Origin of the sequence: Alcaligenes sp. 1735tsa3 (assembly GCF_024134565.1) — a bacterium.
In the GTDB taxonomy this organism is placed as follows: domain Bacteria; phylum Pseudomonadota; class Gammaproteobacteria; order Burkholderiales; family Burkholderiaceae_B; genus Alcaligenes; species Alcaligenes phenolicus.
The window spans coordinates 1715186-1729188 of record NZ_CP099862.1 but is presented as its reverse complement, the minus strand read 5'-3'; the positions used below and the strand labels follow the sequence as shown (position 1 = coordinate 1729188).

At 53.7% G+C, this 14003-nt stretch carries 14 protein-coding genes, 1 tRNA gene and 1 pseudogene; 5 read left to right on the top strand and 11 right to left on the bottom strand.

Annotated elements, in window-relative coordinates:
* The first annotated feature begins 119 nt into the window (after positions 1-119).
* Positions 120-204, top strand: a tRNA-Leu gene (locus NIZ92_RS07980).
* Between the two features lie 526 nt (positions 205-730).
* Here the strand turns inward: NIZ92_RS07980 and NIZ92_RS19625 are convergent.
* Both NIZ92_RS19625 and NIZ92_RS07975 read right to left on the bottom strand, forming a co-directional pair.
* Positions 731-859: a hypothetical protein gene (locus tag NIZ92_RS19625; protein WP_268380419.1), complete on the bottom strand. Its 129-nt coding sequence runs from the start codon at positions 857-859 to the stop codon at positions 731-733.
* Between the two features lie 803 nt (positions 860-1662).
* The gene (locus NIZ92_RS07975) at positions 1663-3096 is read right to left on the bottom strand and encodes an MFS transporter (RefSeq protein WP_254003041.1); all 1434 of its coding nucleotides are present in this window, start codon (positions 3094-3096) and stop codon (positions 1663-1665) included.
* Positions 3097-3209: 113 nt separating this feature from the next.
* On the opposite strand from NIZ92_RS07975, the gene soxR reads away from it, so the two are divergent.
* Positions 3210-3698, top strand: coding sequence for a redox-sensitive transcriptional activator SoxR (soxR, locus tag NIZ92_RS07970; protein WP_035268132.1), 489 nt, complete (start codon positions 3210-3212; stop codon positions 3696-3698).
* Between the two features lie 161 nt (positions 3699-3859).
* Here soxR and NIZ92_RS07965 read toward each other — a convergent pair whose 3' ends face one another.
* The 3 genes from NIZ92_RS07965 to NIZ92_RS07955 form a co-directional block, all read right to left on the bottom strand.
* A complete protein-coding gene (locus NIZ92_RS07965) occupies positions 3860-4396 on the bottom strand; it encodes an AmiS/UreI family transporter (RefSeq protein ID WP_026482851.1) in 537 nt (178 codons plus the stop codon).
* A 379-nt stretch (positions 4397-4775) separates the two neighbouring features.
* Positions 4776-5741, bottom strand: coding sequence for an arsenic resistance protein (locus tag NIZ92_RS07960; RefSeq protein WP_254003210.1), 966 nt, complete (start codon positions 5739-5741; stop codon positions 4776-4778).
* 47 nt (positions 5742-5788) lie between these two features.
* The gene (locus NIZ92_RS07955) at positions 5789-6031 is read right to left on the bottom strand and encodes a hypothetical protein (RefSeq protein ID WP_009455761.1); all 243 of its coding nucleotides are present in this window, start codon (positions 6029-6031) and stop codon (positions 5789-5791) included.
* 131 nt (positions 6032-6162) lie between these two features.
* On the opposite strand from NIZ92_RS07955, the gene NIZ92_RS07950 reads away from it, so the two are divergent.
* Entirely contained in the window at positions 6163-6588 is a 426-nt protein-coding gene (locus NIZ92_RS07950; RefSeq protein ID WP_254003040.1) for a hypothetical protein, read from the top strand.
* Between the two features lie 34 nt (positions 6589-6622).
* On the opposite strand, the gene NIZ92_RS07945 is transcribed toward NIZ92_RS07950, so the two are convergent.
* Together NIZ92_RS07945 and NIZ92_RS07940 are read right to left on the bottom strand one after the other, a co-directional pair.
* Entirely contained in the window at positions 6623-7546 is a 924-nt protein-coding gene (locus NIZ92_RS07945) for a DNA/RNA non-specific endonuclease (protein ID WP_081055387.1), read from the bottom strand.
* Between the two features lie 185 nt (positions 7547-7731).
* Positions 7732-8130, bottom strand: a complete 399-nt coding sequence (locus NIZ92_RS07940) for a DUF1090 domain-containing protein (protein WP_254003039.1) — start codon at positions 8128-8130, stop codon at positions 7732-7734.
* 311 nt (positions 8131-8441) lie between these two features.
* Here NIZ92_RS07940 and NIZ92_RS07935 point away from each other — a divergent pair, with 311 nt between their 5' ends.
* Positions 8442-8819 carry a DUF202 domain-containing protein gene (locus NIZ92_RS07935; RefSeq protein WP_240378722.1) on the top strand — a complete coding sequence of 126 codons (378 nt, stop codon included), beginning with the start codon at positions 8442-8444 and terminating at the stop codon, positions 8817-8819.
* Between the two features lie 96 nt (positions 8820-8915).
* On the opposite strand, the gene NIZ92_RS19620 is transcribed toward NIZ92_RS07935, so the two are convergent.
* The 3 genes and pseudogenes from NIZ92_RS19620 to NIZ92_RS07925 all read right to left on the bottom strand — a co-directional run bounded on the left by NIZ92_RS19620 (position 8916) and on the right by NIZ92_RS07925 (position 11664).
* The gene (locus NIZ92_RS19620; RefSeq protein WP_338001556.1) at positions 8916-9758 is read right to left on the bottom strand and encodes an SLC13 family permease; all 843 of its coding nucleotides are present in this window, start codon (positions 9756-9758) and stop codon (positions 8916-8918) included.
* A gap of 90 nt (positions 9759-9848) precedes the next feature.
* A pseudogene (locus NIZ92_RS19615) lies at positions 9849-10703 on the bottom strand (SLC13 family permease); the annotation flags it as partial.
* Between the two features lie 154 nt (positions 10704-10857).
* A complete protein-coding gene (locus NIZ92_RS07925; RefSeq protein WP_009455740.1) occupies positions 10858-11664 on the bottom strand; it encodes a sulfite exporter TauE/SafE family protein in 807 nt (268 codons plus the stop codon).
* A 106-nt stretch (positions 11665-11770) separates the two neighbouring features.
* Between NIZ92_RS07925 and NIZ92_RS07920 the strand changes: the two genes are divergently transcribed.
* Positions 11771-12538: a helix-turn-helix transcriptional regulator gene (locus NIZ92_RS07920; protein WP_254003038.1), complete on the top strand. Its 768-nt coding sequence runs from the start codon at positions 11771-11773 to the stop codon at positions 12536-12538.
* A 120-nt stretch (positions 12539-12658) separates the two neighbouring features.
* Here the strand turns inward: NIZ92_RS07920 and NIZ92_RS07915 are convergent, their stop codons facing one another.
* Positions 12659-13564 (bottom strand): hypothetical protein, encoded by a 906-nt coding sequence (locus tag NIZ92_RS07915; RefSeq protein WP_009455739.1) that lies wholly within the window; start codon positions 13562-13564, stop codon positions 12659-12661.
* Positions 13565-14003: the final 439 nt, after the last annotated feature.

Here is a 14003-nt window from a genome sequence, read left to right as displayed (position 1 = left end):
CAGCAGTACAAAAGCATCTGGGGGCCAGTACAAGATGGCCCCTAATCTATTTGTTTTTCATACGGAGCAAGCACTTGCCGAGGATGAAAATCCAAGCTAGAATCTATTTCTTTCGTGCTGCGAACGTGGCGGAATTGGTAGACGCACCAGATTTAGGTTCTGGCGCCGAGAGGTGTGAGAGTTCGAGTCTCTCCGTTCGCACCAGAGCATGAAAACCGTTGATTCAGAAAAATCAATTTTAAGCAAAATCAACGGCTTAACTTTCATACCCTAACAGCTTTTAATAGCCTGTTTTCAAGTATTCAACATCGTAGGCCCCATAAAGGCCCCACGAATTCCTCAAAAAAAATAGCCACATCGCCTAGGTATTGGAGTCCAGTTCAATGCTGTGAGCGATGCACATGACTGCGAGTGCGTCTATTGATTTGGTTCCCTTGTAATTGTTTGGCCGTTAATAATTGCCACTCAATCAACTTGCTGCACGTCTTGTATGGTTGCGTACGAAAGCTAGCCCATTCTCACAATCATTAGTTAAAGCTTGTCCGCGCTAATAAAGTTATTTTCAGGTAACAGCCCACCAAAGCTGCGCTATATAGATCTGATAAATCCAACGGTATTTACTGAAATCGACCTCGAGACTGCTGAGAAAAAGCACGTGCCGGGGGGGGCAGAATCGCAAGACCCCCGCTGGGCACTGTGCTTTTCTCCTGAACACCTCTCTACTTAAACATCAGTTGTAGCGATCGTGCTTTCCAGGAAAGTCACTGGGCCAGCGCATGGGTTGCGGCTCGGGCTTGGGAGCCGGATCAGGACTTGGGCTGGGAGCCGGATTTGGGCTTGGCTTTGGATTGCGATTCATCCCCATCTTTCCTTTATAAAAAATCAATAATGACAATCATTCGCAAGTAATTATATTATCTAGTCACATTTGACAATAAATAACATTTATTCCTTTTTTTTACTCGATAACTACATTTTTCATGCATAAAGAGGTCATAAATTTGCCCTAAAGACCAATAAACCGAAGAATATTTGTTACTTTATACTACATTGATGAGCTGAAAGGGAGTATGGACATCGTTCTATAGACGTAGCTCAAAGCCGGTTTGAAACCGGCCCAAGAGGAAGGGATTTTGTCGTCAGGGAGTCTCAGGGGAGGACTTCAACACGGCCAGCCAGACAAGACAAAAACCATGCCCTGCATAAAGAGAAAGTCGGCACAGAGATGGCTGGGCCACAACAAACAGCTTAGTGAAGCAGCAAGAGCAATGGGCACGTCACCTGATATCCCTACTACCAAGCCCGAAAGATCCCCCCCTCATTTCCGAGCCCCACAAAAGAAAGCCTTGAAGCGCAGACACAAAAAAGCCGCCCTTGAAGGCGGCTTCCCGATTAAATCCGGAGCTTATTCCTGCCGATCGTGTTTACCCGGAAAATCGCTAGGCCAGCGCATGGGCTTAGGCTGCGGATCGGGTTTGGATACCTGATTAGTAAAGGGGGCACTATTCACAAGGCAACCTCCTTCATGAAAATTAAAAATATAGAACCAGGCTTCAATTGCACTAAATCTTATATCAATAAGAGCTAATTAATGGACGCTCTAGTATTAACCCTAGCAGAATGCTGAACAAATTAGCTGGCTCATAATTAATCAGACAGCATTCACGCCCGACAGTTCCTTGCCACTCCTATCCCTAACAGCGGTGCCACAGCAAAAATTCCAAATAAATAATAAGCCGCTTGACGCGTTCCCTCCACGCCACCGGGATCAATGAGTCCACCCGCATTGGCAATCATTCCAGCCAAGGCTGCTCCGCTTGCGGTTGCAAAGAGCTGAATGGTTGTAATCGATGCCCCCGCCAGTTCCTGCTCTTGGGCTGGCACTGCCTTGAAAACCCGCACCAGCAAATGGGGCCAAGCTACCCCTACTCCCACGCCTATCAAGGCCAGAGCCAGACAAATCGGTGCCAGAGCCAGGACGGAACCCGTACTGGTATCTGGCAGTAAAACAACAAGCCCCACCATACCCAGCAGTCCCAGGATAGGCCCAGCCATGATCGCCCGCGCAATGGCTTTTTCCCCCAGGCCCGAGCTGATAATTGCCCCTACCGTCCAGCCCGCCCCCATCAGCGCCGTCAAGTACCCCGCTACTAACGGGGACTGTTGATGCAAGACTTGCAGAAAAAGCGGTGCAAAAACTTCACCACTGGTCACCGTCAGCACTAACAAGGACATCAAGGCATAGAGTTTGGCAATAGCAGATCTGAACTGAAACGCCCCCGATGGCAGCAACTTGGTAGACGAACGTTTTTCCACTACCAGCAAAGCGACGGCCAACACCCCCGCCAAGCCCAGGCCAAGCGCATTTTGCAGTACATCTGCCGAGGTACTACCGGCAGAGATCGCCAACACCGCCAGCGTCAACAACAGCAGTTGAATCACAGGAATAGCCACCTTGCTCACCGCCGCGGCATGTTGCTCGCGTTTGGGGAGGACTACTAATGCCAAAGCGGCAAAAAGCACGGCAATCAAGGCGACCGATCCAAAAGCCGCACGCCACATTCCCCACTGCGCAAACACGCCACCGACTGCCGGCCCGGCCAACGTTGCCACGCCCCACATCGCTGATACCAACGCCATGGCTCGAGGCCACAAGGGCTCTGCAAAAACCAGACGAATCATGGCGTACGCCAGAGCAAAGAGAAAACCACCGCCAATCCCCTGGACGAAGCGCCCGAACAGCAAAAGGGACATATTCGGCGCCAGCGCGCAAACAAGCGCCCCCACCGCAAAGATCAAGGCTGCGACGGCATAGCTGCCTTTAGGACCCGTCAAGGCCAGCAACTTGGGTGACAGAGCCGAACCCAGAATAGACGCCACGACAAACAGGGTCGTATTCCAGGCATATAAATCCAGCCCACCAATATCCTGCACAACCGTGGGCAAAATGGTGGTCACAATGTAGACATTGACGGCATGCAATACCACTCCACCGGCCAGGACGAGGGCACGCATGGCATTGGCCCCCGACAACAAAGCGCCCCACCCGGTCTGTACCCCTTGCCCGCTACGCGCGCAAGCTTGCTGATTCTTCATAAGATCTCGACTCATTCTTTTAAAAGTAGCCCTGCCGCTTGAAAAGCTTGCATAGGCAAGAGTGGTCTTTTATAAAACCTCATGCATAGATGAGGTCAAGAGATCCAAACACCATGAGAATCGATACCAGCATCCCTCTGTCCGTGGGTGAAGTCGCCCGCCGCAGCGGGGTCACCATTGCAACCGTGCATCACTATGAAACCAAAGGTCTCATTCATGGCTGGCGTAGCGATGGTAACCAGCGCCGCTATCACCGGGATGTTCTACGGAAAATTGCGGTCATCAAAATTGCGCAGCGCGCCGGCATTCCACTGGCTACCATCAAAACAGCCCTGGATGAATTACCTACTGGCCGGCCACTGAACGCAAAGGACTGGGCCACCTTGTCCACGAGCTGGCGGGATATGTTGAATGAGCGGATTCTCAGCCTGACACAGCTACGCGATGAGCTGGATGGCTGTATAGGCTGTGGGTGTTTGTCCATGACGGACTGCCCACTTAGAAACCCGGGGGATCAGTTATCCCTGTCAGGCGCGGGTGCTGTGCTGCTTGATGCCGGACGACACAATCAGAAGCGGAAGAAAAGAGCGGGGGAAATCTGATCGCGCGGTTTGTGTGAAATCCAGGCTGAACACGCAGCGCATCAAGGTTGAAAATTAGCGAAAACCGACCCTTACTTCACTATGCCAGAAGGCATCAGGCAGCAAAAAGGCCCAGTTTTCACACCAGGCCTTTTTCACTTTCCAAGAAACGCCCTGCTCTCTTAAATCACGCCCCAGAAATACAACAGCGCGGGGAGCAAGGCTGTCAGCACCCCTTGCACGGCAGACACCAGCCCAGTCAGGCGGGCAATGGGTTTATTCAGCACCAGCAGCAAGAAGAACATGAACCAGAGCACTGCCCAGGACAACCAGCTCAGGACTTGCCAGTAGTCAAAAATCCGCTCGGCTACGCTCAAATTTGTAAGGGCGGCGGGAACAGCGATGCAGGCGACCACCAAGGAATACCAGCCCAAGGCACGCCCATCACTTCCTGTAAACGCGTTCACCCCTACCCAAAAATAGGTCAAGGCAAACAGGCCCAGATAAATGGCCGACAAGGGAGAGTACACGGTGCTATTGGCGGGGTTCAAGATATGGGACATGCAGATGAATCCCAGTACGGCCGTGAACAAGTTGACGATAGCAGCATCTTTGGCATCCACCAGCCTGCCAGCATGATGACCTTCAGAGTAAAAGAGACGAACACCATTAACGAACAGGCACAGGCCTGCAAACGCCAGAAAAGCGGCAACTAGCATTTTGAAGATATCCTAAGTAATAGAAGGCGGACACAGAACATGCCCGCAACATGATGTTGCACTCAAGGCTGAGGCGGAGCAGATCATAGAGCTTGGCTACACAATTGCCATGTGATTTTTTTTATAAGCTCTATAAGAAAAAAACGCGCAATTTTGCGGCGGTTTTCCAGTGAAAATTCTTGCTGAAAAGCGAGCGGTTTGCACAGGCATTAGCAGACAAACGCCCCCTTCTCCATTTTGGAAGCAGACTCAGCCCAGGACCAAACAAAGTCCCTTTTAATCAATGAGTTAAAAAACTATCCAAGCCTGGGCAAGGCCGCTACAAATGAGGTCTGGCAACTGACCAAACCATAAACAGCGTGCCTGCTCAAGAACTCGCTCAAGCCTCTTCGTTTTGGCCCCAGCGAGCCAGCACACGCACATAGGCCAACTGTGCCAGTAGTTCCACCAAAGTCTGCGTCAAAATGATGGCTGGCAACAACGGCAAAGCCCCCGGAATCGCCAAAGCCAGAGGCAGCACCACCAAAGAATTGCGAGTTGCACTGCTGAAAGCCACCGCACGTCGCAACGGGACGGCCAGCCGCGCTTGCCGTGCCAGCGCCCAGCCGATGACAGGAGCCAGAATGGCAAACAGCGCATACACCGGCAACACTCGCCACAAGACATCCAGTGCAGGCTCCAGTTGTCGCAGAACAGCCGCCACGACGATGAACAAGACCAAAGCAGTGGCTGGAACGGGGGCCAAGCCCAAACCCGTTTTTATCTGCGCCCAGCTATGACTTTTACCCGCGAGATACTGGGTGGCCCCCGCCAGCAGCAGCGGAATCAGAATCAGGTAAAAGAAAGCATTCAGAAACGGCCCGGCTTTGATGTACAAACCGAACTGTTCCCCCAAGGCCAATTTCAAAAACAAGGGCAGGAGCAGCATTTGCACAAGCAGCAGTACCGGCGTAGCGGCTAGAAGTGCGCGGGCGTCGGCACGACCTAATTGAGCAAAGGTCACGACGTAATCAATGCAAGGAGCCAGCAAGACCAACAGCACGCCCAGGCGCAACATGGTGTGGTCTGGCAGCAAGGGCACCAGCGCAAAGACCAATAGAGGTATCAGGAGAAAATTGGCCAGAAGCAAAACGGCCAGAAAGCGCAGCTGGGTCAGCGCTTTGCCTAACTGGGCAATAGGCACCTGCACAAAGGTGACATACAACATGAAAGCCAGCGCTGGATTGATCCAGTCGACCAGACTAGCTGGCATCACCCAGACACTGGCCATCCAGGCGGCCAGCAACATCGCCACACAATAAATAGCGGTTTGCCGGCGCTCTAACACATCACGAATCACGGCCAGCACCTCGTTTGGCTGAACAACTCCGGCACTGCCGTGAGAACTCCCTTTTACAGACCGCTACGGCGCAAACGTGCGGCGGACTGACGGTTCAAATCTCGAGCCTCACGCTCGGCATACTCGCTTTCTCCGGCTTCGTAACGGCCCTCGTGCATGCAGGACTCACGGTCCCAGGTGCATTCATTAAAGAGTTTTGACACGGGGCCACCACCGGGCTTCGCGGAGGAACAAGCTGCCATCAAAGCGGCCAGACCGAGCACCGCGCAACTTTGAATCAGACGTCGAACCATCATTGTGTTTTCCCTACAAAAAATCTTTATTGCAATTACCGCGAATCGAAATCAGAACCGATCGCGGACAATAGGAACACTGTACCCTGAGCCTCCAAAGCCCGTCGATTCCCTTTCCTGATAATTTGCAATTTATGACTCACGAACAATTTTTGCTATTGACCCAAATCTTGAATCTGACGCCCAATCCCGAACTGGAGCAGGAAGTCCGACATCCGGGCGCGCAAATCAGCACACAAGCACAACAGATCCTGACTCTACATCTCCAGCTGAAGGGAGCCTATGTCATTCACAGGCCCACTGCATTCCGAGTTGTAGTCAGCCATGACGATCTGGACCGTTTCCCAGGCGCCCTGGATTTGAAGCAAGGTATGCATGTACAGCTGGTTTCTTACACCAGCGAGCGCTACATCAGTGTTCGTATCACCCAACTGCCAGCCACCCCCAAGGCGTATTTCAGGGGCGTCGTCAGCGAGCAGAACATCAGTTACCACGTTTTCGAGGTCGGGGACAGCGTGTCTTTTTCTGAAGATCAAGTCCACGCCATACTCAATAAATAAAACGGGCTAGTGCCCACACGCCAAGGTGTCTGCTTCAACCCGATCTTTTAAGACTGGTGTCAGGCAGCAAGTGCAAGCCTGTCCGTCTTACAAACTCCTCGTAGCTGATGGGTGGTCCAACACGAGTGGAAGCCTGGTTAGCCTGCCAATGTACCCAGGAGCGTCCTGTGGTGGCGTCATACACCAGCTTGAACAAATGACTGGGAACGGCAACCTGGCTGGAACCTATCGTCGCGGCATTGCGCTCGTACACTGGTCCGGTGAACACATACACATTGCCTGCGGCACGCGCCACGTATTTACGGGTATCGGCTTCGATCTTGTTCCAGGGGCCAGCGTTGTGGACCTGATTTTGCGGCACCATATTGGCCAGAGAAAAGCTCTGCGCCATGCTCTGCTCCGACGCCATATCCCCTGCCGGAGCCATATGCCCGCGCGAAAAGCCCGAGCCTCTATAGTCATTCAGCTCGGCCCGCTCTGCCTGCGGCAAACGGCCTTCAGCATAAAAACGATCCGTGCGCTTCAAGCCTTTGGCGGACTGAATCTGCTGACGATTCAGACGCTGGACGACAAACACCGGCGTCTTGGTTTGGCCGCTATGCAAAATCGCAAAAGAGCTGAAGCACAACTCTCTTTGCGTGTAAGCCATGGGCACGACAGGTCGCGAGCCGGGAAAGAACTGGGGGCAATGTGCAAAAGAGGTTTGAACATACCCCTCGACCGAGGCCGGAACAGGCACACTATCCTGCTGCGTCGCACCTGGCCAACCCAAGGACACCAGAAACGGTTCAAGACTTTGCCAGTTCAGCCCTTGGGGATGAAGCCAGGCCGTTGCAATCCCGAAACTGGTCAGGGCCGCGGCAAGGACGGACTTCAGAAATCGGGACGGGTTTGCCTGCCCTGTCTTTTTTCTACTACTGGTTTTTTTAACGCTACGACCTGTACTTTTTCTGCTCATACCACTCTTGTTTTATGCTTGGTCGGCTTACATCATTGCGCCGACTGCACCTGTGATTATAAGCAGTCCTTTCAGATTCAAAAGAACGTGCCCCAGTGGGAGCACGTATTTATTTCTGACTCCGGCTTTTTTAACGCGATCAATCGCCAGAACAGGAACAGACTCAGGACTTGCGGTGACGCTTTTTACTGAGCACCCAGAGCCTGCAATTCTTTCAATTCATCTTGCAGTTGTTCCAATTTGGCACGATCACGTTCCAGTTTTTTCTCCAGCTTTTCCACCTTGTCTTGTCGCCCTTCAACCCGTTTCTCGGCGATTTCATCCAGGCGTTCCTGGATGTCCTCTTCCTGCTCGCGGATATCTTCCTGTACATCACGCAGCAAATCCGCGTCCCGGCAATGCATCTGCACATTGGCCAAGGCGCGCTCCAGGCCACGCTCTCGATGAACATTGCCATGCTGGCGAGCATAGTTAATCTGGTTCTGAATTTCGGCAGCCCGATACTGGCAAGCCGGGTTATCAGCCCAGGCGGGCAAGGCCATCACACTTAATACAGCACTCAAGCACCATACGGAACGTTTCATCCTTGTTACTCCTGCAGTGTTCATCCAGATAGCCATCATACAATCCAGACTCCAATTTACCTCAGGTGGACGATTGGAATAGACTTCGTCAATTTGTCACGAAAACGTGATTAAATTCGAAAATTCTTCTGTTTATGTCATATTCAAGTAACAAAATTGTCGCAAATTGTGCCGAGAAATTTACACAACTTGTCTTTAAGCATAAAACAGTTCAGTTACACTCGAAATCCTCATAAAGCAAACTTTTACTTTTAATCGTGTTCAACATCACCACCAGGAAACTGATTTTTTTCCTGTGCGCTGCTTTGATTGTGTTGTGGCTCTTTCCCTTTGCGCACGTCAACGAAAGTTTGCTCAACTCCTCCCAGGCGTATTCAGCCTGGCATACCAGTGTGCTCAACTCCTTGATGCCCTTGTCCATTCTGGCCGTTGCCAGTCTGATCTGGGCAGAACGGGCGGTGTCCGCTTGTCTGGCCATGGCCGTCAACACCGTCTTGTTTGTACTGGCGATCAAGAATATCTGCGATACCGCGGACCGCTTCTCGCGGGTCTGCGGTATTGATATTTCTGTTTCCTATGGAGCCATGTTGTACGGACTGGGCATGGCCACCCTGTGGGTGCTGCTGCTGAGCTATCGCTGGAAAGGTCCCAAGGAACAATCCGGCCCCTCGGGTGACGCAAGCCTGTAATCAAGCTCCTCTCGTCCCTGCATCATCCGGATGGTCTGCGGGGCGAGTGAGGCCATGAGCAGGGTCTCCTTTATTCTTGCCGTATAAATAGCGGCTTCAAGCCGGATTGAAGGGCCAGAAAACGGGGATCAACAACACGCCCAACACCCAGAAAATCAGATTCAAGGGCAAACCCACTTTCAGGAAATCCACAAATCGATAGCCGCCTGCGCCATAAACCATGGTGTTGGTCTGATAACCCACAGGCGTGGCAAAACTGGTGGAAGCCGCGAAGGTAACGGCAATCAGGAATGGAGTGGGATCGACGCCCATCATTTTCGCCGTGGACATTCCTATCGGTGTCAGCAAGACAGCAGCAGCGGCATTGCTCATGAACTCCGTCAGCATCAGGGCCATCAGGTAGACCACGGCCAACACGGTCAAAGGTCCAAAGGACTTCACCAGACCAACGGTATTTTCGACCAGAAACTGGGCCGCGCCGGTCTCGCTCATGGCCATACCCAAAGGCAGCAAACCCGCCATCAAGATGATGATGCGCCAGTCTATGGCGTCGTACACATCATCTGCTTTCAGACAACCGGCCAGTGTCATGGCCACGGCACCGAACAAGGAGGTGATGCTGATAGGCACCCAGCCCAAGGCAGGCAGCAAAATCACCAGGGCCATGGTGACCAGTGCAAACGGCGCACGCCAGCCCATTTCCTTTTCGGCCTCGCGCTCGGACAACACGATGATATTGCTGTCAGCCCGCAAATCGGCCGCCTCTGCGGCCGGAGTCAACATCAACAAGATATCGCCCACCTGCAAACGCACAGCACGCAATTGCTCACGCAAGACCTGACCACGGCGATGAATGCCCAGCACGGTGGCGTTCTTGTGCCAGCCTGCTCCCAAACTGCCCAAAGTACGACCACTGATACGCGAACGCGGCGCAATCATGACCTCGGTCAAGACCTGATCAACCTGCTCGAAAGACTGTTGTTCCAGCTTGAACTGGGGGTCTACCTCCAGACCCGCTTCTTTGCGCAGCTCGTCCAGCTTGGTCCAGTCTCCGCGCGCCAACAGCACATCGTCCTGCTCGATCTTCTGCTCTCGCGGACCCCACACTTTGGTATCGCCGCGCAACAGCTCCAGCACAAACACCCCGTATTGCTCGCCCAGCTTGGCATCGCCCACCGATTGGCCAATCAGGGAAGAATCGGGCATCACCCGCAGCTCGGTAATGTATTTTCCCAGCTCATATTGCTCGACCAACTCGCCGCCACGGGCATCGGGCAGTAACCAGCGCCCTATCGTCAGCAAATAAAGACACCCCACAGCCATACAGATCACCCCCAAGGCGGTGAACTCGAACATGGTGAAACCGGGATGGCCCAGATCGCGGGCAATGGCATTGACCAGCAGGTTGGTAGAGGTCCCGACCAAGGTACAGACCCCGGCCATTTGCGAGACATAGGACAAGGGGATAAGCGCTTTGGAGGCCGACATGCCTATCCGTGCGCAGGCGGCCATGACGATGGGAATGAATACCGCTACCACCGCCGTGTTGTTCACGAAAGGAGCAATCACCGCCAGAACCAGAAACAACAGCAGCAGAAACTGCACAGGGGAGCGTGCCTTGCTCAGCAAATCCCCAATCCCGGACAGCGCCCCGCTATTTTGCAGCCCGGCAGCCAGCACAAACATGGCCGCGACGGTAACCGTGGCCGGATTGCTGAAACCACCCACGGCCTGCTCGGGAGTCACCAAACCCAGAACCGCCAAGGTGCTGAGCACCAGCAAGGCGATAGCATCTATTCGGAGTTTTTCTGTAGCAAACAAGACAATCGCGATTAAAGCCAGACCCAAGACCACTGCAATCTCTGTTGTCATGTTGCCCCACTCCTGTTTGTGCTGTGCTGCTCAGTATAGGGAAAAATGCAGCACAGCAAGCACTGCATGTCGCCGCACTCAACAAAAAAACACAAGTTTTCAAAACAGGAAAAGTGAAGCCTTCAAGCTTGGAAGGATCGGTGGCGCAAGGCCACCCCTGCAACGCTTAAACCAGCAGCATCACCAAAAACACCAGCCCCAACAAGGCGATATAGGCTTTGGCATGAATGCTGTCCGGGATCTTGCCGATCCAGCGCGAGGTGAAGCGAATCCCCAGCCAGGAGCCAATCACCAGCACCAGGCATGCGCGCAAGTCGATATAACCTGCATGCCAGGCCCCCAAGGAATCGGCATTCCAGGCCAGCATGGCGTAAGTCAGGCTCCCCACCACCGCCATCGGCAAGGACAAGGGATTGGCTGCGGCCGTGGCAGCGGTCATGCTGGCACCGCGTCGACGCATCAGGGGGACGGTGATCACGCTACCACCGACACCCAAAAAGGCGGCAATCGCACCAATAATTACCCCGGCCCCAGCACTACTGGCCTTGCTTAAAGGGCGCATGGTATTGCTGGACTCTTGGGTGAAGCCGGAACGAAACAGGCTATCCAGAATCGTCAGGCCCAGATACACCACAAAAACCCAACGTACCCAGGACCCGCTCAAGGCCATGGCTGCTGCCGCACCGGGAATCGCCCCCAAGGCGATGAACAGGAGCAAAGGACGCACTTGCCCCCAAGGCACAGTGCCCGCCTTGTGGTGGCGCCAGGTAGACAGGCCAGCACCAAAAATCATGACGCAGGTGGAAGTGGCCACCGCAATATGCATGGCCGCCTGCCCCATCTGACTGTCCACGCCATACATGCCAATCAGCACCGAATACAGCACGGGAACCACCACAAAACCGCCACCGAAGCCAAACAGCACGGTGGTCACGCCAGCCAGCAAACCAAAAAACAGCAATAGAAAATACATAGCCGCCCATCAACACAGATGACAAAACCCAAGAATAGGTCGCCCTGCTTTGGCTGGCATGCTAAAACCGGTCAACAATACTTTCGTTTCGGCCAGAGGCTTGCTTATGCACAATGTACGACTGGATAGCGTAGATGCCACCCCTCGCCCCTTGCTGGCGATTGGCACGGACTACGCGCCGGGCACGCTGCTGGACTTTCATGTGCACCGACGGGCGCAAATGCTCTATGCCATGACCGGGCTGATGGAAGTCGAAACCGACGATGGCGCCTGGGTTATTCCGCCCTATAGCGGCGTGTGGATTCCAGCTGGCAAACGCCATCGCGTACGCATGCAAAGCGCCAGCACCCGAAGCTTATATATAGAGCCGGAAGCAGCACCTCGCAACAGCACACACTGCGAAGTGCTGGTCATTACGCCCTTGCTGCATCACTTGTTGCTGGCCTCCCTGGCCTTGCCCGCTCTGTACGAGGAAGATGGCCGCGACGGCGCCTTGGCTCAACTGCTTCTGCATGAAGTCGGTTTGGCGCAAACCATGCCGCTCTTTGCCCCCATCCCTCAAGACCCATCCCTGGCCCAGCTCTGCAAAGACTTTTTAAGTCAGCCCAATATTCAAAGCACGCCAGAACAGTGGGCCGGGCAAATCAATAAAAGCCTGCGCAGTTTTACGCGCCTGTTCCGGCAACAAACTGGCATGAGTTTTAGTGAATGGCGTCAACAAGCCTGTCTGCTGGCGGCTCTGGCCAAGCTGTCTGCAGGCCAATCCGTCACACAGATTGCACTGGATCTGGGTTACGACAGCTCCAGTGCCTTTTCCACCATGTTTCGGCGCCGCTTGGGGCAAGCACCCAGCAACTTTATTCGTGTTCCTTGAAGGAACTGACAAGACAGCAACTTGATGGAAGCAGAAACAAAAAGGCCCCCGGAGCTCTGACATCCGGGGGCCTGCACTGCCCGCCTCAACTTATAAGCGGCCTGGCATCATGACTGGGGCTTAACGCGTGATACGCGCCCGTCCACCAATCGTTGCAGCCAGACTTGCCACGAAGGCACCTACCAACAAGGACGCAAATGCCCACAGCGCGAAAGCAGCGGCTGCCTTGCGAGCGGTGTCAGCCGCTTCACGAGCTTGCTGCTCCAGCTTGTCGGCTGTTTCCTTGGCTTGCTTTTGCACGGAGTCCAGGCGCTCCTTGGCTTGCTCGGGCGTCAAGCCGGTACGGTTGGCCACCAAACGCAGCAAGTAATCCTGATCCTGCTGGGACACCTCCCCTTCTTTGAGGCTGCGAGCCAGAATCCGGCTGACCTCACGTTCTGGGTTGCCAGTCTGAGCAGGTGCATTGGCAGGATCTGCCGGACGTAACAAGGTGTCGGTGAAATAGCCCAAACCAGGGCCTTGCGCCTGATCCTTGCCTGCCTGGCCTACGATGGCCGATGCCGCTCCCACTCCAGCCCCGGCCAGATTCGCCCCTGCCTGAGCCGTACCCGAGACCAGCGAGGCGACACCCGATCCCAGCAAGAAGACGCTGACAACCGCACTCACGGCCCAGACCAGAAAACCATGCGCCGTATCGCGGAAATGAACTTCATCGCCGTGAACACCTGTCCAATTGGTACGCAGACGTCCGGTGACATAGCCCGCAATACCGTAGGCAATGATCTGCGTGACAAAAAGCCAGATAATCGTCCCGATAGCCATCGTGGTGCCTGAGGCCCCGTCATTACTCCACGGGGAGATCGCCATGAAACCCAGGCCGGTCCCACCTACCAGCAAGGTCACCGTCATGGCAGCGGCAATAACCGCGCCCCCGATGACAGCGCCCCAAGACACAGCGGAGTGCGAAGACTCCGCCACGGCTTGCGTCCCCAAACCTGCATCCGAACCAAATTGCGTTGTAGCCATGATGATTCCTTATTTCAGATTGTGATCGCACGCACCTTAGTGCCAAAACAGAGCCAGCAAAATGATGATAGGGATAGGAACACCCAGAAGCCATAAAAGGATCGATCGCATAAGCCCTCCGTTTGAATGAAAAACAAGAACTGAATGCAGCAAAAAACACTTCACGCTCATTCTAGGCAGATAAAAAATCGATAAATTTTATAAAATGTAAAAAGAGAAACCGAATCAAAGCGCATGGCTGCAGGCCACCTCATTCTCAACAAGGATAGACTCATGACCCTGGACGAGAAAGGGTTAAACCCTTTTTACATAAGCTCTACAGAGACAAGCGAGAAAGAAGCAGGCTATACGATCAGGCAGCACACACCCGCAAATCAGGCCTCGCCCAAGAATTTCACACAAAGCTTGTATGGCAATACATGCTTATTTTTTATTATCT